19 protein-coding genes are annotated in these 24,319 nt (G+C 63.9%); 5 read left to right on the top strand and 14 right to left on the bottom strand.

Annotated features, from left to right (window positions below):
• Positions 1–27: 27 nt before the first annotated feature.
• Positions 28–738: an energy transducer TonB gene (locus CHX26_RS00845; protein WP_233997213.1), complete on the bottom strand. Its 711-nt coding sequence runs from the start codon at positions 736–738 to the stop codon at positions 28–30.
• 379 nt (positions 739–1,117) lie between these two features.
• On the opposite strand from CHX26_RS00845, the gene CHX26_RS00840 reads away from it, so the two are divergent.
• Positions 1,118–1,966, top strand: a complete 849-nt coding sequence (locus tag CHX26_RS00840; protein ID WP_233997212.1) for a hypothetical protein — start codon at positions 1,118–1,120, stop codon at positions 1,964–1,966.
• 68 nt (positions 1,967–2,034) lie between these two features.
• A complete protein-coding gene (locus CHX26_RS00835) occupies positions 2,035–3,354 on the top strand; it encodes a homoserine dehydrogenase (RefSeq protein WP_104940739.1) in 1,320 nt (439 codons plus the stop codon).
• Here CHX26_RS00835 and CHX26_RS00830 read toward each other — a convergent pair.
• Entirely contained in the window at positions 3,351–4,049 is a 699-nt protein-coding gene (locus CHX26_RS00830; RefSeq protein WP_146107615.1) for a hypothetical protein, read from the bottom strand. The two genes, CHX26_RS00835 and CHX26_RS00830, sit on opposite strands and share 4 nt — an antisense overlap.
• An 11-nt stretch (positions 4,050–4,060) precedes the next feature.
• Positions 4,061–4,681, bottom strand: coding sequence for a hypothetical protein (locus CHX26_RS00825; RefSeq protein WP_104940737.1), 621 nt, complete (start codon positions 4,679–4,681; stop codon positions 4,061–4,063).
• Positions 4,682–4,773: 92 nt separating this feature from the next.
• Here CHX26_RS00825 and glpX point away from each other — a divergent pair, with 92 nt between their 5' ends.
• Positions 4,774–5,790 (top strand): class II fructose-bisphosphatase, encoded by a 1,017-nt coding sequence (gene glpX, locus CHX26_RS00820; protein WP_104940736.1) that lies wholly within the window; start codon positions 4,774–4,776, stop codon positions 5,788–5,790.
• A 185-nt stretch (positions 5,791–5,975) separates the two neighbouring features.
• Here the strand turns inward: glpX and katG are convergent, their stop codons facing one another.
• The 3 genes from katG to groES all read right to left on the bottom strand — a co-directional run bounded on the left by katG (position 5,976) and on the right by groES (position 10,510).
• Positions 5,976–8,126 (bottom strand): catalase/peroxidase HPI, encoded by a 2,151-nt coding sequence (gene katG, locus CHX26_RS00815; RefSeq protein WP_442956934.1) that lies wholly within the window; start codon positions 8,124–8,126, stop codon positions 5,976–5,978.
• Between the two features lie 411 nt (positions 8,127–8,537).
• On the bottom strand, positions 8,538–10,169 hold the full coding sequence (gene groL / locus CHX26_RS00810) for a chaperonin GroEL (protein ID WP_104940734.1): 1,632 nt from the start codon (positions 10,167–10,169) through the stop codon (positions 8,538–8,540).
• Positions 10,170–10,222: 53 nt separating this feature from the next.
• Positions 10,223–10,510: a co-chaperone GroES gene (gene groES, locus CHX26_RS00805; RefSeq protein WP_104940733.1), complete on the bottom strand. Its 288-nt coding sequence runs from the start codon at positions 10,508–10,510 to the stop codon at positions 10,223–10,225.
• Between the two features lie 209 nt (positions 10,511–10,719).
• Between groES and CHX26_RS00800 the strand changes: the two genes are divergently transcribed.
• Entirely contained in the window at positions 10,720–11,595 is an 876-nt protein-coding gene (locus tag CHX26_RS00800; RefSeq protein WP_335682309.1) for a mechanosensitive ion channel family protein, read from the top strand.
• On the opposite strand, the gene CHX26_RS00795 is transcribed toward CHX26_RS00800, so the two are convergent.
• Positions 11,592–12,977, bottom strand: coding sequence for an MATE family efflux transporter (locus tag CHX26_RS00795; protein WP_104943161.1), 1,386 nt, complete (start codon positions 12,975–12,977; stop codon positions 11,592–11,594). The two genes, CHX26_RS00800 and CHX26_RS00795, sit on opposite strands and share 4 nt — an antisense overlap.
• Before the next feature lie 216 nt (positions 12,978–13,193).
• On the opposite strand from CHX26_RS00795, the gene CHX26_RS00790 reads away from it, so the two are divergent.
• Entirely contained in the window at positions 13,194–14,759 is a 1,566-nt protein-coding gene (locus tag CHX26_RS00790) for a hypothetical protein (RefSeq protein ID WP_146107614.1), read from the top strand.
• A gap of 5 nt (positions 14,760–14,764) precedes the next feature.
• On the opposite strand, the gene csgH is transcribed toward CHX26_RS00790, so the two are convergent.
• The 7 genes from csgH to CHX26_RS00755 all read right to left on the bottom strand — a co-directional run bounded on the left by csgH (position 14,765) and on the right by CHX26_RS00755 (position 23,944).
• On the bottom strand, positions 14,765–15,118 hold the full coding sequence (gene csgH / locus CHX26_RS00785; RefSeq protein WP_104940731.1) for a curli-like amyloid fiber formation chaperone CsgH: 354 nt from the start codon (positions 15,116–15,118) through the stop codon (positions 14,765–14,767).
• Positions 15,115–15,867, bottom strand: a complete 753-nt coding sequence (locus tag CHX26_RS00780; protein WP_104940730.1) for a hypothetical protein — start codon at positions 15,865–15,867, stop codon at positions 15,115–15,117. Before CHX26_RS00780 ends, csgH begins: the two co-directional genes overlap by 4 nt.
• 8 nt (positions 15,868–15,875) lie before the next feature.
• Positions 15,876–16,520 (bottom strand): hypothetical protein, encoded by a 645-nt coding sequence (locus CHX26_RS00775; protein ID WP_172449634.1) that lies wholly within the window; start codon positions 16,518–16,520, stop codon positions 15,876–15,878.
• Between the two features lie 72 nt (positions 16,521–16,592).
• A complete protein-coding gene (locus tag CHX26_RS00770) occupies positions 16,593–18,782 on the bottom strand; it encodes a beta strand repeat-containing protein (protein WP_104940728.1) in 2,190 nt (729 codons plus the stop codon).
• A gap of 120 nt (positions 18,783–18,902) precedes the next feature.
• Positions 18,903–20,639, bottom strand: a complete 1,737-nt coding sequence (locus CHX26_RS00765) for a beta strand repeat-containing protein (RefSeq protein WP_172449633.1) — start codon at positions 20,637–20,639, stop codon at positions 18,903–18,905.
• 115 nt (positions 20,640–20,754) lie between these two features.
• On the bottom strand, positions 20,755–22,383 hold the full coding sequence (locus CHX26_RS00760; protein ID WP_104940726.1) for a beta strand repeat-containing protein: 1,629 nt from the start codon (positions 22,381–22,383) through the stop codon (positions 20,755–20,757).
• An 82-nt stretch (positions 22,384–22,465) separates the two neighbouring features.
• A complete protein-coding gene (locus CHX26_RS00755) occupies positions 22,466–23,944 on the bottom strand; it encodes a beta strand repeat-containing protein (RefSeq protein WP_104940725.1) in 1,479 nt (492 codons plus the stop codon).
• Positions 23,945–24,319: the final 375 nt, after the last annotated feature.

The following is a 24,319-nucleotide window of genomic DNA, read 5'->3' as shown; positions in this document are numbered from 1 at the left end:
CAGTTTGCCGCCGGCCGAATGGATCCGTCAGTTCAGCCTGTAAGTGATGCGCGTTGACCAGCTGGCAGTGGTCGGGTTGCCATCATCATCGAGCGCCGGTTCAAACCGGGCATAACGTTCGACGTCCTTGCACGCGGCGGCATCGAGAATGTCCGAACCGCTGGAGCCGGTGACCGAACATCCGGTGGCGCGGCCATCGGGCGTGACGGTGACGCGGACGCCGACCGTACCCTCGATTTCTTCACGCATGGCGCGGGCAGGATAGTTTTCCTGAATGCGCGCGGCCCAGCTGCGCTCGTTCTTGGTGCGCACACCGCGGGCCTTGGAGACCTTGGGCGGCGGTGGCGGGCCCGGAGGGGCCGCATTGCTTGGCCGGGTATCGACCGGCGCGGGCGGCGGCGGATCCTGGCGGGTTTCCATCTGCGGCGGATTCGGCGCGATGTTGAACGGCGGCGGCGGCGCAACCGGGGGCGGCGGCGACGTCGGTTCCGGCATCTCTTCCGGCGGCGGCGGCGGCTCCTCCTCAGGCGGCGGCGGTTCATCCTCGACGTTAACGGTGGTAACGCGTTCCACCATCTCCTTCACGGCGTCGACGGCAAGGAACAGGACCATCCCCGTGCCTACCAGGCCGACGATCGACAATGCGATAATCAGCGCGACAAGCTTTGGGCCGGTCAATCCTTGTTGTTGGCTAGCGTAGGACATCCAGCGCTTTCTCTCCAAATACTCGCCGATCATGCGATCGGCACACTCCCCACCCCCCGGCCGTTTCGGTCGGTGAGTGGATCCCGGTCATTTCGGTCCTCCCACGCCGGGACAGGACCAGAGGACACACGTTGCAAGACGTCGCCCCGATCCCCCCCAGCTGGCACGCATTGGACGCAAGCGGCCCAGCACGCAACCTTGCCCGATCCCGCAGTAATGTCCCCAGTGCTGCAGGCTCAGGCCTAGCGGCTTTAACGGGCAAGCCCTAGCCGATCAAACGCTTTTGCGGTTCAGCCCCAATTCACGGTAAGCCGTGTGCAACAGACCCTGCTATTATCAGGGCCTGAGCAAGCTGCGATCCCGCCTCCGCGGCTGACGGGTTAAGGATGAATTAATGAAAAGTTTCAGACATATGAAGGTGGCTCTTCTGGCGCTTGGCGGGCTGGCTTTGATGCCGTCGCCGGGCCTTGCCCAGGCTGCGCCGCCGGTTCCCGCCGCAGCGCCTGAGGGGCCGACATATGCCGATCTGGCGACGCTTTCGGATGCTGCGGACCTTGTCATCCGCGCGCAGATTCGCCGCCAGACGACCCTAAAGCCTGACCGTGCGCCCGGCCTCGCAACGGGATTCGCGCGGCTCTATATCGAGGCAGAGACAATGGCGGTGATCGCTGGTCGCAGCGGTGTGGGCGGCACGATCGCCTATCTTGTCGATGTGCCGCTGGATGCGCGGGGCAAGGTGCCGAAGCTGAAGAAGCGCGAATTCGTGCTGTTCGCCGACACGGTGCCGGGACGGGCGGGCGAAGTGCGCCTTGTCGCTCCGGGCGCGCAGCTGGCCTGGACGCCGGAGCTCGAGGCGCGACTGCGTCCGATCCTGACCGAGCTTTATGCGGCCGACGTGCCGCCGCGGATCACCGGAATCAGCGATGCGCTGGCGGTGCCGGGGACGCTGGCGGGCGAATCGGAGACGCAGATCTTCCTTGCAACCGAAAATCGCGCGCCGGTCTCGATCACGATCCTGCGCCGTCCCGGACAGCGCGTGCAGTGGGGCGTGTCGTGGGGCGAGATCATCGATTCGTCCGCCCGCCCGCCTGCGCCCGAGACGCTGCGCTGGTACCGCCTTGCCTGTTCATTGCCGCCGCAATTGCCGAGCAGTGCCAACCTTGCCCGCGATCCGGCAGAGCGGCGGTTGGCGGCAGGGGACTATGCCTTCGTGCGTGAAGCGCTTGGCCCCTGCACGCGGCGGATCACCACCGCGCCCTGAGCGAACGGCCGCTTGACCGCGCGGGCCTGAGGGGTCAAGCGCCGTCTCCACCATCAAGGGAGGCCCGTTTGACCACCACCGCCACGCAACCCCTTCGCATCGCCATTGCCGGGATCGGCACCGTGGGCGCGGGCGTGATCCGCCTGCTCGATACGAACGCCAAGCTCATCGCCGCGCGCGCCGGTCGCCCGATCGAGGTGGTCGCCGTCTCTGCGCGGGACCGCAGCAAGGATCGCGGGGTCGATCTGTCGCGCTTTGCTTGGGAAGACGACATGACTGCGCTTGCCCGACGCGATGATGTCGATGTGGTGGTCGAGCTGGTCGGCGGATCAGACGGCCCGGCGCTGGCCTGCTCGCGCGCGGCGCTGGGGGCGGGCAAGGGGCTGGTGACCGCCAACAAGGCGATGATCGCGCATCACGGGCTGGAACTGGCGGCGCTGGCCGAGGCCCATAACGTCCCGCTCAAGTTCGAAGCCGCGGTGGCGGGCGGCATCCCTGTCATCAAGGGGCTGCGCGAAGGCACATCGGCCAATGCCTTGACCAAGGTCTACGGCATCCTCAACGGCACCTGCAATTACATCCTTTCGACCATGGAGGCGACCGGCGCCGATTTCGCCGATGTGCTGGCCGACGCGCAAAGACTGGGCTTTGCCGAGGCTGATCCGGCATTTGACATCGAAGGCGTGGACGCCGCGCACAAGCTGGCGATTCTCGCCTCAATCGGATTTGGCACGCGGATCGACTTTGCGGGCGTGCGGGTAAACGGCATCACCCAGGTGCGCAGCCACGATATCGCGCAGGCCGATGCGCTGGGCTTTGTCATCCGTCTGATCGGGGAGGCCGATGTCGAGGAGACTGCCGATGGCCCGCGCCTGCTCCAGCGCGTGCGTCCATGCCTCGTCGCCAAGGGGCATCCTTTGAGCGCCGTCGACGGCGCGACCAACGCCGTCGTGGCCGAGGGCAATTTCTCCGGCCGCCTGCTGTTTCAGGGGGCGGGCGCTGGCGACGGTCCCACAGCCAGTGCGGTCGCGGCTGACCTTATCGACATTGCGCGGGACGAAGTGGGCGCGCCCTTCTCGATCCCCGTCGCCCAGCTTGCGGCGCTGCCACCGGCAGAACCGGGACACCGCCCTGCGCGCACCTATATCCGCTTCATGGTTAAGGATCGCCCCGGTGTGCTCGCCGAGATCACCGCCGCGCTGCGTGACGGGGATGTGTCGATCGAGAGCCTGATCCAGCAGGGTCGCTCGCACAGCGGGGACGAGGTGATGGTGGCGATGGTGACCCACGAGGGGCCGGAAGCCAACGTCACCCGCGCGCTGGCACTGCTGGAGGGCTCGGAGAGCCTCTCGGGCGCGCCGCTGGTGCTGCCGATCCTGCCGCTTTAGGGTTGGGGCTCGGCGGGCGAAGCCTTCGGTAACCCCAGCTCCGCCTCCTTGCGGCGGCGCTCTTCGGCGGAGAGGGGCGCGTCGCCGGGCTCGAGCGGCGCAAGCCCTTGCGCCACGCGTTCTGCGTCAGAGCCTGCTGGTGGCGGCGGGATCGCTTCGACATCGATGATCAGCCGCGGACCTGCCGGGCAGGGGGGCAAGAAACACCCCCCGCTAAAGGACGGCTCCCCGCGGAAAATACCCGGACCGGCAACATCGGGCGGCGGCAGGGTGCCGGCATTCATCGTGCGCTCGGCATAGGACTGTAGCAGGGCTGCGCTGCTTGCACCGAGATAGGCCGCGCCATTGTCCGCACGGCGGCCGCACACGACGATCTCACCGGTTGCAGCAACGGCATCGCGGCGCTCTTCGCATTCCTTCAAGAGGGCTTCCGTACGCGCTCTTTCCCGCTCCCAGTCTTCGAGGAGATCGATCTGCTGTGGCGGGCCGCTGCTGGTGGGGGCATCCGGGCCGAGGTCGATCGGCACGCGTTCAGGCAAGGGCTGTTCGATCACAGCCGGGCGTTCGGGAGGCCGGGAGGCGGATTGCGGCGGCGCGGGTGGGGGATCGAACGGAGGGGGCAACCGGGGTTGGGACTGGCCCGCCGCCATCAGCAGCAGGGCAACAGAACCGATGGTGAGGAGCGACCCGGGCATGATGCGCCGCTTTAACCGCCCTTCTTGCGTGGGCGCGGCGGCAGCGTGGTCTTTATCCCGGCAGCTTCCCGCCGGGCCTTTTCCTCTTCCTCGGTCAGTTCGCGTTCTTCGCCCAGCGGGGGCAGGCCGCGGGCGATGCGATCGGCATCCGAACCCGCCGGTGCCTTGGGCAGGGCGGCCACGTCGATCATCAGGATTGGCGGCGGCACCCCGCCGATGCTGATGCCTTTGCCGTTATCGGGAATGCCGAAGGCTTCAGGCGCGCGCGGAGCGCCCTTCAAGGCGGTTTCTTCTGCATAGCGCTTCTGGCTGTCGGAACGGGAACCGGTCAGGCCGGTTCCATCGCTGCCCACCTGACGGCACACCACGATTTCGCCGCTGATCGTGCCGGCATCGGCGCGGTCTTCGCATTCCCTTACCTGTGCATCGTTCACCTCGCCGCGCGGCACCGTGACCATCAGATTGATCCGGCGGGGCGGAGCGGGCGGGGCTTCAGCTTCAGGGGTGGGCGCTGGGTTTTCGGCCTGAGTCGCAGTCCTGGTCGCGGTGCTGTCATCCTGTGCGGCCAGAGGCGCGGCAATCACGGCTGCAAAAACGGCCAGGCCGGAACGAAAACCTGCGCTGACAGACATGGCATTGCTCGACAAACCCGTCTCCATCCGCTTAAGCGCCGGGGTGATCCATGGCTGGGCTGCCACACAAGCGAAGAAGGGCTGAATTGCACATGAACTCCCCAATCGATACCGACCTTGATGGTGCCTCGCAAGCCATTGGCGACAATGCGATCCAGCGCGTGTTGGTGCTGGAGATGGTGCGCGTGACCGAAGCGGCGGCGATCGCCGCTGCGCAGATGGTCGGGCGCGGGGATGAAAAGGCAGCCGATGCTGCCGCCGTTGCGGCGATGCGCAAGGCTTTCGACAATCTCTATATCGACGGCACCGTCGTGATCGGCGAAGGTGAGCGTGACGAGGCCCCGATGCTGTTCATCGGTGAGAAGGTCGGCATGGGGAAGGGTCCGAAGATCGACATCGCGCTCGATCCTCTGGAAGGCACGACCATTACCGCCAAGGCCGGACCGAATGCGCTTGCCGTGCTGGCGGCGGCGGAAGAAGGCTGTCTGCTCAACGCTCCCGATGTCTACATGGACAAGCTCGCGGTCGGCCCCGGCTATCCGGAAGGCATCATCGACCTTGCCAAGTCGCCGACCGAAAATGTGGTCGCTGTGGCCGAGGCGAAGGGCGTGAAGCCGTCGGATATCAATGTCTGCGTGCTCGATCGCCCGCGCCACGCCGAACTGATCGCCGAACTGCGCGCGCTCGGATGCGGGGTGGTGCTGATCGGCGACGGTGACGTGGCGGGCGTGATCGCGGTGACGGACGAGGAAACCACGATCGATCTCTACATGGGCCAGGGCGGTGCACCGGAAGGCGTGCTGGCGGCAGCAGCGTTGCGCTGTGTCGGCGGGCAGTTCAACGGCCGGCTCGTGTTCCGCAACGATGACGAAAAGGCCCGCGCCCGCAAGTGGGGGATTGAAGACCTCAATCGCATCTACAAGCTCGAAGACCTCGCCCGCGGCGACTGTATCTTCGCGGCGACCGGCGTGACCGACGGTTCGCTGCTCGACGGGGTAAAGCGCCGCCGCAAGCCGACCGGTGAGACGATCCTCACTACCGAAAGCGTGGTGATGCGCGCATCGTCTGGCACGGTGCGGTGGATCAGGGGTGAGCACCGCATCGGGTGACTGGCTGAGGGGCGCTGCGGTTGCTGCTGGCGAACTGGTTTTCCGCACCACCTGACAAGGACGTGCGGTGGATCAGGGGTGAGCATCCAATTCCGGGCTTGAGCCGCAGACGCGGTGTCCCGCAAGTAAAACCCCGGCGGATCGCTCCACCGGGGTTTCGTGTCTTCAGGCTGGAATTGCCGACCTTACTTCACGTCGAAGCGGTCCAGCATCATGACCTTGTTCCAGGCCTTGGCGAAGTCTTCCGCGAACTTCGCCTCGCCACCGGCGACGGCATAGGTCTCCGCCACGGCGCGCAGTTCCGAATTGGAACCGAACACCAGGTCGACCTCGGTTGCCGTCCACTTGAGCGCGCCGGTCTTGCGGTCGCGCCCTTCATACAGGCCCTTGTTCGCCGCCGGCTTCCACTCATTGCCCATGTCGAGCAGGTTGACGAAGAAGTCGTTGCTGAGCGTGCCGGGCGTGTCGGTGAACACGCCGTGCTTCGCCCCGCCGGTGTTGGCATCGAGCATCCGCATCCCCGCCACCAGCACCGTCATTTCCGGGACGGTCAGGCTCAGCGTATCAGCCTGATCGATCATCATCTGAGTCGGGGTCAGGCGCGCCTGATCGCTGTAGAAGTTGCGGAAGGCGTCAGCCACCGGGCGCAGCAGTTCGAAGCTTTCGGCATCAGTGTGCGCGTCGGTGGCATCGACCCGGCCCGGAGTGAAGGGCACGGTGATGGTCTGCCCCGCCGCCTTGGCCGCATCTTCCACCGCGACCACGCCGCCGAGCACCACCAGATCGGCGATCGAGACCTTCTTTGCGCCCGAACGCGCATTGAAGCTGGACTGCACGCCTTCCAGCGCCTTCACCACCTTGGCGATGGTGGCGGGATCGTTCAGGCCCCAGTCCTTCTGCGGAGCGAGCCGGATGCGCGCGCCATTGGCACCGCCGCGCATGTCGGTGTCACGGAAGGTGACAGCTGAAGCCCATGCCGTGCGCACCAGTTCCGAACGGCTGAGCCCGGTCTTGCGGATCGCATCCTTCAGCGTCACGACATCGCCGGCCTCGATCATGGCGTAATCGGCCTTGGGCAGCGGATCCTGCCAGATCAGGTCTTCGGCCGGAACTTCCGCACCGACGTAACGCGCCTTGGGACCCATGTCGCGGTGGGTCAGCTTGAACCACGCGCGGGCGAAGGCTTCGTCCATCAGTTCGGGGTTCTTGACCCAGCGCTGGGTGATTTCGCCGTAAGCCGGATCATAGCGCAGCGCGAGGTCGGTGGTCAGCATCACCGGCGCGTGCGTAACGTTCGGATCGAAGGCATCGGGGACGAACTTCACATCCGCCGCATTCATCGGCTCCCACTGCTTGGCGCCTGCCGGGCTGGTGGTGAGCTTCCATTCGAAGGCATAGAGGTTGTCGAGGTAGTTGCTGCTCCAGGTGACGGGGGTCGCGGTCCATGCGCCTTCAAGCCCGCTGGTGGTGGCATCCTTGCCGACGCCGGTGCCGCAGGCGTTTTTCCAGCCAAGGCCTTGCGCCTCGACGCCCTCTGCCGCCGGTTCCTTGCCGATGCAGTCAGCCGCCTTGCGCGCGCCGTGCATCTTGCCGATGGTGTGACCACCGACGATCAGGGCGACGGTTTCCTCGTCATTCATGCCCATCCGGCCAAAGGTGGTGCGGATCTGCTTGGCCGAGGCGAGGATATCGGGGTTGCCTTCCGGACCTTCGGGGTTGACGTAGATCAGGCCCATCTCGGTCGCGCCGAGCGGGTTGTCGAGGTTTTCGCCTTCCGCGTTGCGCTCGGAGGTCAGGAACTTGGTTTCCGGGCCCCAATAGACCAGCTCCGGCTCCCACGCATCGGCGCGGCCACCGGAAAAGCCGTAAGTCTTGAAGCCGGTGTTCTCCAGCGCGACGTTACCCGACAGGATGATGAGGTCGGCCCACGAAAGCGCCGCGCCATACTTCTGCTTGACCGGCCACAGCACGCGGCGGGCCTTGTCGAGATTGCCGTTGTCGGGCCACGAATTCAGCGGTTCGAAACGGATCTGACCGCCGTCCGAACCCCCGCGCCCGTCACCCGAGCGATAGGTGCCGGCCGAGTGCCAGGCGAGGCGGATGAACAGACCAGCATAATTGCCATAGTCCGCGGGCCACCAGTCCTGCGAATCCGTCAGCGCGGCGTTGATGTCGGCCTTCACCGCCTTCAGATCGAGCTTGGCGAATTCGGCAGCGTAGTCGAAGTCCGCGCCATTGGGATCTGGATTGTATTCGTTCTGGCGCAGACGGGTCAGGTCGACCACGTTCGGCCACCAGCCTTGGACGTTGCGCGGGGCGGCTTCGGTCTGCGGCATGGCGGCGCGGCCCATGCCGGGCTCGTTGAAGCCGGGCGGGGTCGCGGCGGCGGGCATGGTAAGGATCAGGCTGGAGGACAGGAGCAAGAGCCCCTTGATTGTGGTTTTCATTGTCGAACCCCGTTTGTGTTGGTCACTGAAACGCGGGGGCAAAGCCCCGCAGCACCGGGGCGCTTAGGGCGGGCAGCTGCGATGGGGAAACGGCTTGTCCTGATAACTGTGATGCGATTTGCCGATGATTGCTGACGGACAATGAAAAAACCCCGGCGGAGTGATCCGCCGGGGTTTCGTATTTTGGTGCCTTGGGCCGCCTCGGGCGAAGCCCGAGTCGTCAGACGGGGCCTCGCGGCCCCGCTGGCCGGCCTTGGGCGTGGCGGTGCGAGCGTGGCTCGCTCCGCCCGCCCTCGCGGCTTAGAAGCCCATGCCGCCCATGTCGGGCATCGCAGGCGCAGCCGGCTTGTCTTCCGGACGCTCCACGATGGCCGCTTCGGTGGTGATCAGCAGGCCAGCGACCGAGGCCGCATCCTGCAACGCGGTGCGCACGACCTTGGTCGGGTCGATCACGCCGGCCTTCACCAGGTTCTCATAGGTGTCGGTGGCAGCATTGAAGCCCTGCGTCTCGTCATTTTCGCGCAGCAGGTTGCCCGCGACGACCGCGCCATCGTGACCGGCGTTGGTCGCGATCTGCTTGATCGGGGCGGTGATCGCCTTGCGGATGATGTCGATGCCGCGGGTCTGGTCTTCGTTCGCGCCCTTCAGCCCTTCGAGAGCCTTGGTGGCGTAGAGCAGCGCAGTGCCGCCGCCCGGTACGATGCCTTCTTCCACCGCAGCGCGGGTCGCGTGGAGAGCGTCGTCGACGCGGTCCTTGCGCTCCTTCACTTCGACTTCGGTCGCACCGCCGACCTTGATCACGGCCACGCCGCCAGCGAGCTTGGCGAGACGCTCTTGCAGCTTCTCACGGTCGTAGTCCGACGAGGTGTTGTCGATCTGGGTGCGGATCTCGGCGACGCGCGCCTTGATGTCGTCAGCCGAACCGGCGCCATCGACGATGGTGGTGTTGTCCTTGTCGATCGAGACCTTCTTGGCCTGACCGAGCATGCCGACAGTGACGTTTTCAAGCTTGATGCCGAGGTCTTCGCTGATCATCTCGCCCTTGGTCAGGATCGCGATGTCCTGCAGCATCGCCTTGCGACGATCGCCGAAGCCCGGAGCCTTGACCGCTGCAACTTTCAGGCCGCCGCGCAGCTTGTTGACCACGAGGGTCGCCAGCGCTTCGCCTTCGATGTCTTCGGCGATGATCAGCAGCGGACGGCCCGACTGCACCACCGCTTCGAGGATCGGCAGCATCGACTGCAGGTTCGACAGCTTCTTCTCGTGGATCAGGATGTAGGGGTTATCCAGTTCCACGGTCATCTTGTCGGGGTTGGTGATGAAGTAGGGCGACAGGTAGCCGCGGTCGAACTGCATGCCTTCGACGACATCGAGCTCGAACTCGAGGCCCTTGGCCTCTTCCACGGTGATCACGCCTTCCTTGCCGACCTTTTCCATGGCTTCGGCGATCTTCTCGCCGACTTCACGGTCGCCGTTGGCCGAGATGATGCCGACCTGCGCGATTTCGCTGCTGTCCGACACGTCCTTCGAACGCGACTTGAGGTTTTCGACGACCGCGATCACGGCCTGATCGATGCCGCGCTTCAGATCCATCGGGTTCATCCCGGCGGCGACCGACTTCATGCCTTCGGTCACGATCGCCTGAGCGAGCACGGTGGCGGTGGTGGTGCCGTCACCGGCAGCATCGTTCGCCTTGCTGGCCACTTCGCGCAGCATCTGCGCGCCCATGTTCTCGTACTTGTCCTTGAGCTCGATTTCCTTGGCGACGCTCACACCGTCCTTGGTGATGCGCGGCGCGCCGAAGCTCTTGTCGATGACGACATTACGTCCCTTGGGACCAAGCGTCACCTTGACGGCGTTGGCGAGGATATCGACGCCGCGCAGAATGCCTTCGCGGGCTTCGCGGCCGAACTTGACGTCCTTGGCTGCCATGATTGTTTCTCCTGAAATTGGGTTGTTAGTGGGAAGCGGAAAGGATCAGGCTATCAGCCGACGATCCCCATGATGTCGCTTTCCTTCATGATCAGCAGGTCTTCGCCGTTGATCTTGACTTCGGTGCCCGACCACTTGCCGAACAGCACGCGGTCGCCGACCTTGACGTCCATCGGGATGCGGTCGCCATCGTCGTCACGGGCGCCTTCGCCGACGGCGACGACTTCGCCTTCGCTCGGCTTTTCCTGGGCACTGTCGGGGATGATGATGCCGCCAGCGGTCTTGGTGTCGGCTTCGATGCGACGGACCACAACGCGGTCGTGCAGCGGACGAAATGCCATGTGTATGACCTTTCCTTGAATGAATGAGTTGGCTTGGCACTCTCCGTCCGAGAGTGCCAACGCGGCGGCATGTGGTCTGGGGGGCAGAAGGAATCAAGACCTGTCAGTGCAAAAAATTTTCGTTTCGGCGGCGATTTTTCGTGCGGGGTGGCCAGCGCGGGTCTGGTCGGTTATCGAGAGCCGCTCTTAACAAGGAGCGCCTTACCCCCATGACTGCCCCCAAGCTGCCGACCAAACTGCCGCCAAAACTTGCCGCCAACTTCGGTGACGAGATCGACATGGCTGCGCAGGGACTGGCGTGGCTGCGTGAAAGCATCCCTCACCTTGTCGGGGCGACGCTGGTGCTGGTCATAGGGGTTATCCTGGCCCGTTTGCTGTCCAAGGGGGCAGACCGGGCCTTGACCCGTTCCGGCCGGATCGAGCCCACGGTTGCCAAGTTCCTCAGCAACATCATCAAATATGCTCTCTGGGTGGTGGTGGGCGTGACCGTGCTCACCCAGTTCGGGGTGCAGACGACCACGATCATCGCGGCGCTGGGCGGCCTTGCGCTCGCCGTCGGCCTCGCGTTGCAAGGCACGCTCAGCAATGTCGCGGCGGGTGTGATGATCCTGATCCAGCGCCCCTTCAGGGTGGGCGAGGCGATCACCGCGGGCGTTGTCACCGGCACGGTTCAGGGGATCGGGCTCTTCACGACCGAAATCCTGCAATATGACGGCCTCTATGTGATGGTTCCCAACAACGAATTGTGGAACAAGCCGATCGTCAATTTCTCGCGGATGCCGACGCGGCGGTTCGAACTGCTTATCGGGATTTCCTATTCGGACAGCATCGAGAAGGCGCGCGGCGAGCTGCTGGCGCTGGCCGATGCTGACCAGCGCGTGCTGGCTGATCCGGAACCGGTGGTATTCGTTGCCGCGCTGGCTGACAGTGCGGTTACCATGGGCCTTCGGGTGTGGTGCAATACCGAAGACTATCTCGGCCTGTCCTGGGCTTTGACCGAGGCGGCCAAGCAGCGGTTCGATGAAGCAGGTATTTCGATCCCCTTCCCGCAGCGCGAAGTAAGGACGATCACTGCGGCAGTCTAACCCCGCACCAGCCCTAGCGTCTCGCGCCAGTGCCAGCGCCAGATCAATCCTATGGCGGCAAAGAACAGGCCGGTCGCCAACCCGATCCACACGCCTGTCCCCTCAAGCGGGGTGAAAAAGCCGAGGCCGACCGACAGGCCGATCCCCGGCACCCAGTAGCTGAAGATCGCGATCCACATCGGCACGCGGGTGTCCTGCAGGCCGCGCAGCGCGCCGGCAGCCACGGCTTGTACCCCGTCGGCCAGCTGGAAGATCGCGGCAAGCAGCAGGTATTGCAGGGCAAAGCCGACCAGCGCGGCATTGGCGGCAGCGTCTGGATCGACATAGATGCGCAGCAGCCATTCGGGGGCGAGGATCATCGCGCCTGCTGTGATGGTCATGAACCCCGCACCAATCGCCAACGCCACCCACCCTGCGCGGGCCACCCCGGCGCGGTCATGCGCGCCATAGTGATAGCCGACCCGGATCGCGGCGGCTTGCCCAACGCCGAACGGCACCTGAAAGGCGAGGCTGGCGAGTTGCAGCGCCACCGTATGTCCCGCCAGTTCCGCCGCGCCGAAGCGCCCCATCAGGAACGCTGCCGCGCCAAAGATCCCCGCTTCCGCCGTGATGGTGAGCGCAATCGGAGCGCCGATCCGCGCAATCTGCTTCAAGCGCGCCCAATCGGGTGACCATAGGCGTCCGAAAACGTGATAGCGGTGCAGGCGCTTGTCCATGCGGATCGCCACCACATAGGCGCCCAGGGTGAACAGCGCGGTGATGATTGTTGCCACGGCCGCACCCGCCAATCCCAGCTCGGGCGCGCCCAATTCGCCGAAGATGAAGGCGTAATTGGCGATGCCGTTCACGAACACGCCCATCCCGGTGATCGCGGTGGCGAAGATCGGACGCCCCAGTGCCGAGACGAAATTGCGCAACACCGAAGACAGCAGCATCGGCACCATCGAGACCACAATGACGGTGTTGTACTGATTGGCGAGAGCGATGATCGCGGGCTGCTGACCGGAGATGCGCATGATCGGGTCAAGCAGCAGGCACAGGCCCATGCCGCCGATCCCGGCCATCATCGCCAGCCACAGCGCCATCCGTACGGCACGTCGCACCGGGCGCAGCGCCGGTGCGCGGGCGCCGATTGCCTCGGCGATCAGCGGTGCGACCGCTCCGGTGAGGCCCGTCAGCGCCCACAGCACCAGCCCGAATAGCGAGACCGCCAGCGCCGATGCGGCCAGTTCCTTCTCGCCCAGCCGCGCGATGAAGATCACGTCGATGGCATAGGTGAGCATCTGCAGCAGATTGGCAGCCGCCAGCGGCCCCGCGATGCCGAGCGTCGCGCGCAGTTCCTGCCCCCAGCCGGGCGTCGAGAAAGTGGTCGCCTGTTGCATGATCTTTCGCTTGCCCACCGACTGGCGAGCCGGCCCGGATAGGCGCGGGGGCGATTCGGGGAAAGCGCAAATGCCTTGATCCGGGCAGCGAGACGATCTTTGCCAACCCAATCGCGTGAACAGGCATAGAACATTGGCGGAAAATCGCGGTTTTCGGCGGATTCCGCTTTGCCGAATCGGCGTCGCCTCCCATAGTATTTCTACTTGGGGGATGACGTGAATATCACTGTGGAAACCGACCAGCCTGACGAGGGCAGTGGCGAGCGCCGCAAGCGCGCTTCTATGGCGCGGTTCTGGGCGCGAGCGCTGCCCGGAAGCGTTGTGGTTGTGGCCGCGCTCACGGTTCCCGAATTTTCGGTTGGTGCAGGCGACCTGACGGAAGGCTCGCAGGGGCTTGAACCGCTTGAGCCGAATGCTTCGCGTAGTCAGGCAGGGGCCAAGCGCTTGCCCAATGAAGGCGAGGGCGCGCTGGACGGTGTGCGTTATGCGCCCCTGCTCAAGGTATCCGACCAGATCAGACCGCTCCCGGCAGGTCGCCGAGCGGTGGAGGCCGTGGCGGCCGCTCCGGTCGAAGCGGAAGCAATCCGTCCCGTCGCACCGCCTCTGCCGGCTGCTGCGCCCAGCCTTGCGGCGTCCGCAGCCGACCCTGTCGCTTTTGTCGCAGCACCTGCGATCCCCAGAACGCCGATGGGCCGCGCACAGCCGCTAGATGTGCCGCAAGAACCGGCGCGGCTTGCGGTTGTGCCGATTGCGCCGGTGCCGCTGGCAGAGGTCGAACTCCCGCAAGCAGCAGCGATCATTGCAGCGCCTGAGCCTGAGGCTGCGGCTCTCGCTGTTGGTGCCGAGGAACGCATGCCGGTTGCGGCGCCGTCCGATCCTGTGCTCGGTTCCGTGAAGGGCAGCTTCGCAGCGCTTCTGCCTCAACCGGAGCAGGCTAGACTGGGGGCGGCGGTTGCCGGTCGTCCGGCTGCGGCTCCGAATTCGGCCTCGGCTCCTGCTCAGGCCGTAAGTGCGGCTCCTGCTGCGACAGCCGCGGCCACCGCTCTACCCAGACAGGCCCCGGCGCTGGAAGCGCCCCGGTCCGCATCGGGTGGAATGGCGACATCGCGGACTGCGGAACGGCCATTGCTGCCTGCCCCTGCTGCCCCGGCGGCGAATACGAGGTCGCTTGCTCCCGCTCCGTCGCGGACTGCGGCGGCCGCACCCATCGCGACTCCTGCGGCGCGGCCTGCGTTGGTGGCAGTGGCGCCTGCCAGTGTGGCGACACCGCCTGCCCGCTCGCGGGTTGTCGCGCCCGTTGCGTCATCGCCGCCCGCTTCGGCTCCTGCCCCGGCACCAAAGCCTGCGATCACGGCTATTCCGCGCGCTGCGGTGGCACCCGCCGCTGCACCCGGCCTTGGTGCCAGCAATCCCAACTACGAGATCGACATCAAGTCGCAGCTTGTGACCCGCATCGACGGCAAGTCCGCTGGCGCCGTCGATTTCCAGCAGACCACCAGCGGCCTCAGAGTCCGGCTCGGCTCGATCATCGATTTTCTGGGCGATCGGTTCGACCCGGCCAAGCTCGCCCGCCTTCGTGCCTCATCGGCCAGCGATGCCTGGTATTCGTTGGCCGAACTCCAGGCACAGGGCATCCCGATCAGCTATGATCCGGTCTATGACGAGTTCAATGTCGGGAATGTCGATCCCCGGCCCAAAGCCGGACGCAAGGTTCATATTGATCAGATCAGCGCGCCCGAACGCGGGCTCGGCAGCACCGGGATCGGTCAGATCCGTCGCTGAGTCCCTTACTTCGTGCAGCTGCCCTGGGTAATCTCGTAAGGTTCCCGGCCCTCTTCTTCGGCCTGCAGCGTCACGCACCAGTTCTCCCCGGCAGTTGTCCGCATGGTCGAAAGCACGGCGCGTGTGCCGGCGGCGAGCATCGTCTTGCCCTTGTGCCGCGATGTCGATTGGCCGGTCACCTCCAGCGCATAGCTGACCTGCCGGGCTTCCGGGGCAAAGCCGACCAGCTGAACGACGATTGTTCCGGCATCCTCGCGGACATCGAGGGTGAGAGCATGGGGTTCGTCAGTCATGGCGGTCACCGTGGTTGGAGCAAGCAGCAGCAGCGCAGCGGCGCTGGCAGGCAGGGCGCCGGTCATGGCGCGCGGCCTCCAAGCTGGTTGATCAGGGCATTGATCAGCGCCTGCGTTTCCTCGCCGAAGGCCTGCGTGTCGGGCAAGGCTTCATCGTTCGGCCGCGCCGGTGGCGAGGCCGGGCCGCCGAGCACGATCGAAGCTATCGCCTGATTGCTGAAATCACCGCTTGATGCGCCGCTCCGCGCCAGCCGCTCGATCACCTGATTGACTGTCGGCAGCCCGCTATTGTCGAAATCGCCACGCAGCAGACGTTCCTCGGCGGAAACCGGACGTTCAGATGCGCGGGTGAATTCCTGCGACCGGGTTTCGATCCGGTTCTGGCACAAGGTCACGATCGCGGCGATGGCAGGCGGGTCTTCGCAGATGTCGCTGCCTTCGATCGCCTGCAGCAGCACCCGGCGTTCGGCAGGGGTAAGCTGCGCCAGCGTGGCGTCGAGATCGGCCTTCGACAATTGCGCAACGCCCGGTGTGCCTTGCGTGCGGCTGGTGATCTGACTGGCGGGTGCATTGCCAGCTCCGCGCGAAATCTGCTGGCCCGGTGCTTCTGTCATGATCGGGCGTGGAACAGGAGGCAGGCGACGCTCGGTGTCGAGATAGGCCTTGCCGCCGGCGTTGTCCGGCACCTGTTCGATCTGCGAGGCTTCAGTGCGGCTGGTCGGCGTATCGGCTGCCTGCTGCGCCGCTGCCGCCGTGGCGAGGCCGAACATGGCAATGCCCGGCGCAAGAAAAACAGAAGGCAACAGCCGGATCATTCGCGATATCATCCCCCCGGCGGCGGGGCGAACTGAGCGCCGCCGATATTGCTTTGCGTGACCTGCAGGCTGCCTCCGCCGGTTTGCACGATCTGAAGATCGGCAAGCCCGTCGCCGTTTTGGCTCCATTGCAGGCGGTTGCCATTGTCGAGCTGGCTTGCAGTCATGGTGTTGCCATCGCCAAGCTGTTCGAGGCTGGCGTCATTGTCGCTGCCGTTCTGGGCTAGGATGATCGTGTTGCCATTGCCGCGCTGCAAGATCGACGCGGTCGATTGTTCCGCGACGGATACCTCGCGTTGAAGCACGAGTGCTGAGTTGGCATTGCCTTCCTGCACCAGCGTAAGGTCGGTCGAACCATCGCCGTCCTGCGTGACATTGACGGTGTTGTCGTCCCCGTCCTGTGCGATCTGGGCGCGGTGCGGTGCGGTGCCTTCCTGCACAAGGTCAGTCTGATTGTTCGTCCCGTCCTGCACAACGCGGGCAAGACTGTCGGCATTGCGTTGAGTGATGGTGGTGCGCGGGGCATCGCCGATCTGGGTCACGAACACACCGCGTTCAGGTGCCGCCTGTGCCAGCGCTGCCGAAGCGACTGCAAGGGTTGCGCAACAAGCCACCGCTGCGCCGATGCGGCCAAGGAAAGCGGCGTTCGTCATCATGTGCACCTTATAGACTGAAATGGCGTCCCGGGCGAGAGGTGAGTCCCGCCCGGGTTCCGGTTTGGCCGCTTACATCCCTTGCGAGACGATGGCCGAGTTGCCGATGCCGTTCTGATCGATGGTCGAGACGTTCATCATGCTACCCTGCGTCACAGTGGCGGTGTTGCCGGTTCCGGCCTGGGTGATGAACGATTCATTGTCGCTCCCGCCCTGTGCCAGCGTGGCCGTGTTGTTCGACCCGGTCTGCAAAACCTCGGACAGGCCATCATCACCGGTCTGATCGACATCGGCGAAGTTGTTCACGCCTGCCGGATCGAGCTGATCGACAAACGAGCTGTTGCCGCTGCCGATCTGGTCAACGAAGGCGCGGTTTTCGGTTCCGGCCTGATCGATATCCGAGGTGTTAAAGTTGCCTGCCTGCAGCAGGCGGGCCTCGGGATTGAGACCCGACTGGTCAATGGTCGAGGTGTTGTCATCGCCCGATTGCAGCACCCTGAAGGTGTTCTCGATATTGCCGACAAAGGCCGTATCGAGATAGTCGCCAGTCTGGACCACATCAGACTGGTTGCGGTCGCCGGTCTGCTGCACGCCGACGTTGGCGAGGAAGCTCAGGTTGCTGAAATTGGTGCGCAGACCCGACTGCGTCACATTCGACCGGTTGTCGTCACCCGACTGGAAAATGCCCAGCAGGTTGGCGTTGCCGTCCTGCAGAATGGTCGAGCTGTTGCGGTTGCCGACCTGACGGGTAAGCGCGAAGTTCGACAGACCTTCCTGGTCGATCGTCGAGCTGTTGCCCGATCCCGCGGCGGTCTGTTCGATCCGCGCCCACGAAATCCCGCTATCGGGCAGATCGCCACCGATGATCCCGAGCACCCCCGCGCCTGCCGACTGGCGGATCACCGCCGTCTGGTCGCTACCGCCCTGCAGCACCAACGCGTTCTGGCCATTGGCCGTCTGCGTGATGCTCGACGAGCTGTTGCTCGCTGCCTGATTGACCCGCGCCCAGCTTTCATTGCTTTGCTGCGAGATGGTGCTGGTGCTGTCGGAACCCGACTGCGTCACCTCCGCGAAGTTGGCATTGCCGGTCTGCACGACCTCGCTCTCGTTCCCGGTGTTGCTCTGATTCACCGTCGCATCGTTTTCATGCCCGTCCTGTTCGACTGTCGATGTCTGGAATGTGCCCGACTGTGTCACGCTGGCAAAGTTGCCCGAAACGGCCGGAGCGCCCAGCGTGTTGGTCTGGGTGATGTCGCTCACGTTGTCGCTGCCCGACTGGGTGAGGTTGGCCGTCATCTCGCGGCCCGGCCCGGTCGGAGGGGGCGGGGCATCCTGCAGGATGGTGCTGGTGTTGCGCGTGCCGCTCTGGTTGACGCTCGCCACCGAGTTGTTGGCGCGGCCCGTCTGGGTCACTGTGCTGGTCAGCTCGTCGCCCGTCTGGTTGACGTTCACGAGGCCGTTATTGGCGCCCTGCGTCACGGTCGATGTGTTGTCGGCACCGACCTGATTGACCCCGATGCTGGCCAGTTCGACGCCGATGTTGTTATCGGCACCGGGCTGGCGGATGGTCGAAGTGTTGCGCTCACCGCTTTGAAACACGCTCGCGTAATTTCCCGAGCCGCGCTGGTCGATGTCCGAGGTGTTGTCCGCGCCGTTCTGGAATACCACCAGTTCCTGACCGCTGGTCGTGCTGGCCGCGTTGGGGCGGCCCTGCGAGGAGATCGAGGTGTTGCCTTCACCGGTCTGGCGTAACGTGGCGGCGGCGCCGTCGTTGATTTGTGCCACATCGATCATGTTCGCCGAACCGGTCTGGCGCGTATCGGCGGTGTTGCTGTTGCCGGTCCCGAGACCAGCCACGCCCTGATCGATCGTGGTGGTGTTGTCGTTGCCCGACTGCCTTGCAATTGCGGTGTTCGCTTCACCGGTCGAAGTACCGTCCCCGTTCTGGGTGATGGTCGCCTGGTTGGCGATGCTGCCGGGAACGCCATTTTCCTGTTCGGCGGTAGCGGTGTTGAAATTGCCGGTCTGGATGATGTCGGCATTGTTGCCGCTCGCACCGAAGGCCCCGAAGGTTTCCTGCTCGACGGTCGCAGTGTTGTTGTCACCGGTCTGATCGATGTCGGAATCGTTGGTGCCGGTCTGGGTCACGGTTGCGGCGTTGCTGTTGCCCGCCTGATCGACGTTGGAAACGCTCTGGCCGAAGGCCGGAGCGGAGATGGCCAGCGCAATGACCGATGCGCTGCCAAGAACAAACTTCTTCATTTCAGTTTCCCCCAAAGGAATTCGTCACCGCGACCGTGAATTTTCATGCTTGTCCGGGCCTTGCCGACCCGGAGCAAAAGGTTCCGGGCGGAGCCGCCTGGCCCCGCCCGGAGTAAAGGATCAGAGACCGCTCTGCGTGACCATGGCGCTGTTGCCGTTGCCGACCTGGTTCACGTTCGAGAAGTTGCCGCTGTCGGTCTGACTCACGGTGGCGGTATTGCCGTTGCCCAGCTGGGTGAGCTCCGAAACGTTCAGCAGCCCATCCTGCGTGACATCGGCAATGTTGTTGTCGCCCGTCTGCGTCGTGGTCGCCTCGTTGTAGCTCAGCGCATCGGCACCGGTTCCGGTCTGGGTTGTGATGCTCGAGTTGTTCACGCCCGACTGGGTGGTGAGCGCATCATTGCGGCGGCCGCTCTGATTGATCGTCGCATCGCCATCGCTCGAGGTGCCAGTCTGCACGATTTCAGCCCTGCTGAGCGACTGGAAGCCGCTGATACCGGTCTGGTTGATCGTCGCATCGTTGTTGAACGAGCCAACCTGCTGCATCACCACAGCCGTATCGTTCCGGGCGCTCGAGTTCTGGTTGACGAAAGCCCGGCTGTTGTCACCCAACTGATCGATGTCGGCGTCGGAATTGAGGCCGCCCATCTGGCTGACATCGGCAAGGTTGTTGCTGCCAGACTGGAAGATATTGGCATCAAGCCCGGCACCATCCTGATCGACAAAGGCATCGTTGACGTCACCCGTCTGGGTCACGGTTGCTGTCGCGCCCTTGTTGTCCTGATTGATCGTTGCGTCATTGTCGAAACCGTTCTGGACAACAGTGGCAATCAAGCCCGAATCAGCCTGCGTAAGCGGGGCCTTGTCGTCCTGATTGATAATCGACACGTTGCTGCTGTTCGTCTGTGTGACGGTCGCGAGGAAGGTATTCGAACCAGTGTTGTCGAAGTTCTGGGTGATGGTCGAATCGTTCGCGCCGGTCTGGTTGACGATCGCATCCTGCGTCACTGAATTCGCACCATTGGCGCTTTGCGTGATCGTCGAGCTCGCCCCGTCCGCCTGGTTGACAGAGGCGAACAGATCGCCGCCACCTGCACCATTGACCGTCTGACTGATGCTCGAGTCCGAGCCGCCCGTCTGGTTAACGAGGGCGCGCAGCGCCGGGTTGTTGCTGCCAGTCGAGGCATTGCCGGTCTGGATCACGGTCGATGTGGAATCATCTTGGGTCACATCGGCACGGAAGTTCTTCGAACCGTTGTTGGCAGTCTGGGTGACGATCGAGTCAGCACCATTGGTCTGGTTCACCGTGGCGCGCAGTGTGCCGGTGAAGCCCGGGCCGTTGGCGGCCTGAGTGATGCTCGAGATATTGTCGTCGCCGGTCTGGTTGTTGTCGGCAATCAGGTTGAAACTGCCAACCACGTTGGTCTGGCTGATCGCAGAATCGTTGCCATTGCCCTGCTGATTGATGCGAGCCTCCGGATCGGCTGTGCCGACCGGCTGAATGCCGATGCTGTCATTGCCCGAGGCATCGTTCTGGGTCACGTTGGCAGTGTTGTTTGCACCGTTCTGGACCACGTCGATGAAGCCCTCGATCGAGGTCTGATCAATGGTGGCTTCGTTGGCGCTGCCGGTTTGGACGACGCTCGAAAAGCCGTCGGTGCCGTCCTGATCGACTGTGGCAATATTGCCATTGCCACCCTGCTCGACATCGGATTCGTTGCCGCTGCCGTCTTGGGTAACAGTCGCGGTCTGACCACTGCCGGTCTGGACGACGGTGGAATCGTTGCTCTGGGCAAAGGCCGGAGCAGCAAGGGCGAGGGCCAGCATCGAAGCGCCGGCCATGATCATATTTTTCATCTCAAGTTCCTTCATGAAGTCAGTGGCTTGTGATTTCTCGGAAGTGCGACCCGGGGTACAACCCCCCGGTTGTTGTGTTCCGGGCGAGGTCATCGCCCCGCCCGGAGCAATCGGTTCAGAAGCCCTGCGTGACGATCACCGAGCCGCCGTTGCCGGTCTGGCTGATGTTCGACAGGTTGCCGTCGCTCGACTGAGTGACTGTCGCCGAGTTGAGCGAGCCGTTCTGAAGAATGTTCGATTCGTTGCCATTGCCCGACTGAGTCACGTCGGCGAGGTTGCCGAAGCCGTCGACCGTCCCGGTCTGGGTGATGTTCGATTCGTTCCCGTCGCCCGACTGCAGAAGATCAGCGGTGCTGTTGAAGCCGTCCTGTGTAACGAAGGAGACGTTCGACAGGCCCTCTTGAGTAACATCGGCCCGGTTTTCCGAACGCGCGCCGCCTGCACCCGTCTGCGTGATGGTCGAGGCAGAGCCATCCGAACCGACCAGCTGATCGACAAAGGCGAGATCGTTGCGCCCCGACTGGTTGATAGTCGAAGTCGCCCCGACGCCAGCCTGTAGAACGTCGGCTGCGTTGTTCAGCCCGCTCTGGTTCGAGGTCGAGGTGTTGCCATCACCGGTTTGCAGCACGATCAGATCCATGCCCGCAGCGGTCTGGAACGCGGTGACAGTGTTGCCATCGCCGAGCTGGTCGACATCCGCAGTCGCGGTCTTGTTCTCCTGGATCAGATTGGTGGTGTTGCCGTCCCCAACCTGATTGACGTTGGCGAACAGGTTCTGGTCGGCATTGCCCACAGCGGTAAAGCCTAGGTCACGCTGGGTGACGTTGGCAAGGTTGCCGTCCCCCGTCTGATTGACCGTTGCGGAGAAGGTATTGGCACCTGCTCCATTGAAGGTCTGCGTGATGTTGGTGGTGCTGGCACCGTTCTGCGTGACGATCGCGTCCTGATTGACCGAAGCCTGACCCAAGGCGGTCTGATCGATGTTCGCAATTGCACCGTTGCTCTGCGTCACGCGAGCGAACAGATCGCCCGACTCGAACCCGCTTGCGGTCTGGTTGATGGTCGATGCCGAGCCGCTCTGCTGCTCGACACGGGCCATAAGCTTGGTCGCGTTCCAGCCGTCTGCGAACTGATTGATGGTCGAATTCGAGTCAGTCTGCGTCACGATTGCCTGCAGGTCACGTGCATTGGCGTTGGCTGCAGTCTGGTTGACGATCGAGTTGGAGGCTCCGTTCTGGGTAACGGTCAGACGCAGCGAGCCGGTCCAGTTCGGGCCGAGAGCATCCTGATTTGCGGTCGAGACGTTGTCGTCATTATTCTGCGTGACGTTGGCGACCAGATTGTAGCCCGGTGCGACAGCGTTCTGATCGACTGTCGACATGTTGTTGTTGCCGGCCTGAACCACGGTCGATTCCGGGTCAGACGGCAGGCCGAGCGTGTTTTGCGTCGAGGCATCGACCTGCGTGATCGTCGAGGTGTTGTTGTCGCCGGTTTGGGTGACAAAGGCACCAGCGCCCAGCGAGTCCTGATCGATGGTCGAGCTGTTGCCCGAACCGGTCTGGGTCGCCGAAGCAGCATTGTCATTGCCGTTCTGGTCGATGTCGGAGGTGTTGTCGCCCGACTGGGACACCGTCCCGGTGTTGCCATTGCCGATCTGATCGATCGTCGACGTGCTCTGGCCAAGCACGGGTGATGCTGCGGCCAGTGCCGCAATCGACGCTGTGGTGATGAGAATTTTCTTCATGGTATGGTTTCCTTAAATCTTGCTTGATGCCGAACACCCGGTGAGGCTGCGCCCTCCACTCACCGGGCGGCATGGATCTGCGTTAAGGCTGGTTCTGGATCACAATCGCCGAGTGGCCATTGCCGGTCTGGCTGATGTCAGCCATGTTGCCGGTGGCCCCTTGCGTGATGCTGGCAGAGTTGTTGTTGCCGAGCTGAGCGATGGTCGCTTCATTGAAGAGACCGCCGTCCAACTGATTGACCGTTGCGGTGTTGTTGTCACCGTTCTGGGTCACGCTGGATTCCCCGTCGTCACCGTTCTGGGTCACGTTGGCGATGTTGCCATCGCTTGCCGCGCCGGTGAGGACGAAGAAGTTCCCGTTGGTACCCTGCTCGATCGACGAGTTGTTGCCGTTTCCGCCCTGGGTTAGGTTGGCAGTCTGGTTTTCCCCGACCTGGATGATACCCGCCGGTCCGACACGATTGCCGGAAGTGTTGCCGTCACCGATCTGGGTAACGGTTGCGACCTGATTGCGACCGTACTGAGCGACTGCGGCCTGATTGTCGTTGCCACTCTGGCTAACCGAAGCGCTCTGGTTTTCGTTGAGAACCGGCAGCGTCACCGAACCGAGGAACGGCACGTTGAACTGCTGGCTCGCGGCATTCTGGGTCACGGTCGATTCATTGCCGTTGCCCTGCTGGTTGACCGTCACGTCGGAGCCGTTGGCAATGCCGGTAACTTCGGAATCGTTCTCGATGCCGTTCTGGGTGACGTCGATGGTCGAGTTGCCGGCGATCTGGTCGACGTTCGAGACGTTGTCGGTACCGTCCTGATCGACATCGACCGAGGCAAGACTGGCCGACTGGGTCACGTCACTGTCGTTGCCGGTGCCGTCCTGTGCGACATTGATGGTCGCACCCGACCCAGTCTGATCGATCAGCGAGTCGTTGTCTTCACCGTTCTGGGTCACCGTCACACCCGCGGCCGAGCCCGTCTGGGTCACGGTGGAGATGTTGAGCTGACCATCCTGAATCACAGTCACGGTCGCGCCGCTGCCGCTCTGGTCGACGAAGGAGTCATTACCTTCCTCGCTGCCGTCCGCGTTGTTCTGGGTCACAGCTACCGATGCGAGGGTGCCCGACTGCGCAACCGCGCTTTCGTTCTGGTTGCCGGTCTGGATCACGCTGGTGATAGCGAGAGTCGAATCCTGCGAGACGGTCGATGCGTTGTCAGTGCCGTTCTGGCTGACGGTGACGGTGCTTGCATCGCCTTCCTGCTCCACATCGCTGACGTTGCCTTCGCCGATCTGATCGACGTCGGCAGTGTTGCCGCTGGAGCCCGCTGCCTGAAGGATCGTGGAGGAGTTGGCATCGCCAGCGGTGCTCGTCTGGGTGACGAAGGCGCTGTTGTTGGTGCCGTCCTGATCGATCTGGCTAGTGTTGGTACCGCCACCATTCTGCGCGACGGTCGCCGCTTCGTTGGTGCCGGTTTGTTCCACATTCGACGTATTCGACTGCGCAACGGCGGTGCCGGCCAGCGCAAGCGCCAGAACGGAGGCGCCGGTCTTGATCATCATCTTCATTGTTCAGTTCCTTCTGTCATCTCAATCACGTGCGAAAGCGACCGGCTCCGCCGACGTTCATGCGTCGCGGATGTCGGGCAAATGGTGCGGAGGTGGAGGTCGAAGCGGCGCGCGACCCACGCGTGGGTTCCCGCTGAAAGCGCGGGTGCCGGGGCCGAAGGGCCATCATTAACAAAACGCTCGGCATTCATGGTTGCATCCGCCTTGACGATAGGCGATACCAAGCGTTGGCCACGGCGCGATGAGACGCCGGGTCACACAGGTGATCGCATACCTTTCCTCGCGCGCATCGGAGTTGCCGCTCCTTTGCGTGCTTATTTTTGCGGCCCAGCCGGCGCGTTAAGCGCTCTTGTGATCCATTCCCTCAGGCCGTCC

The organism is Porphyrobacter sp. HT-58-2, assembly GCF_002952215.1.
Lineage (GTDB): Bacteria > Pseudomonadota > Alphaproteobacteria > Sphingomonadales > Sphingomonadaceae > Erythrobacter.
The sequence above is the reverse complement of the archived record's forward strand: the minus strand, read 5'-3'. Positions and strand labels throughout refer to the sequence as shown.

Excerpts from the sequence above, each read along its gene's own strand:
- CHX26_RS00845 (WP_233997213.1), bottom strand. The coding sequence starts at position 738 with ATGATCGGCGAGTATTTGGAGAGAAAGCGCTGGATGTCCTACGCTAGC.
- CHX26_RS00840 (WP_233997212.1), top strand. The coding sequence starts at position 1,118 with ATGAAGGTGGCTCTTCTGGCGCTTGGCGGGCTGGCTTTGATGCCGTCG.
- CHX26_RS00830 (WP_146107615.1), bottom strand. The coding sequence starts at position 4,049 with ATGCCCGGGTCGCTCCTCACCATCGGTTCTGTTGCCCTGCTGCTGATG.
- CHX26_RS00825 (WP_104940737.1), bottom strand. The coding sequence starts at position 4,681 with ATGTCTGTCAGCGCAGGTTTTCGTTCCGGCCTGGCCGTTTTTGCAGCC.
- glpX (WP_104940736.1), top strand. The coding sequence starts at position 4,774 with ATGAACTCCCCAATCGATACCGACCTTGATGGTGCCTCGCAAGCCATT.
- katG (WP_442956934.1), bottom strand. The coding sequence starts at position 8,126 with ATGCCGCAGACCGAAGCCGCCCCGCGCAACGTCCAAGGCTGGTGGCCG.
- groL (WP_104940734.1), bottom strand. The coding sequence starts at position 10,169 with ATGGCAGCCAAGGACGTCAAGTTCGGCCGCGAAGCCCGCGAAGGCATT.
- groES (WP_104940733.1), bottom strand. The coding sequence starts at position 10,510 with ATGGCATTTCGTCCGCTGCACGACCGCGTTGTGGTCCGTCGCATCGAA.
- CHX26_RS00800 (WP_335682309.1), top strand. The coding sequence starts at position 10,720 with ATGACTGCCCCCAAGCTGCCGACCAAACTGCCGCCAAAACTTGCCGCC.
- CHX26_RS00795 (WP_104943161.1), bottom strand. The coding sequence starts at position 12,977 with ATGCAACAGGCGACCACTTTCTCGACGCCCGGCTGGGGGCAGGAACTG.
- csgH (WP_104940731.1), bottom strand. The coding sequence starts at position 15,118 with ATGACCGGCGCCCTGCCTGCCAGCGCCGCTGCGCTGCTGCTGCTTGCT.
- CHX26_RS00780 (WP_104940730.1), bottom strand. The coding sequence starts at position 15,867 with ATGATCCGGCTGTTGCCTTCTGTTTTTCTTGCGCCGGGCATTGCCATG.
- CHX26_RS00775 (WP_172449634.1), bottom strand. The coding sequence starts at position 16,520 with ATGACGAACGCCGCTTTCCTTGGCCGCATCGGCGCAGCGGTGGCTTGT.
- CHX26_RS00770 (WP_104940728.1), bottom strand. The coding sequence starts at position 18,782 with ATGAAGAAGTTTGTTCTTGGCAGCGCATCGGTCATTGCGCTGGCCATC.
- CHX26_RS00765 (WP_172449633.1), bottom strand. The coding sequence starts at position 20,639 with ATGAAAAATATGATCATGGCCGGCGCTTCGATGCTGGCCCTCGCCCTT.
- CHX26_RS00760 (WP_104940726.1), bottom strand. The coding sequence starts at position 22,383 with ATGAAGAAAATTCTCATCACCACAGCGTCGATTGCGGCACTGGCCGCA.
- CHX26_RS00755 (WP_104940725.1), bottom strand. The coding sequence starts at position 23,944 with ATGAAGATGATGATCAAGACCGGCGCCTCCGTTCTGGCGCTTGCGCTG.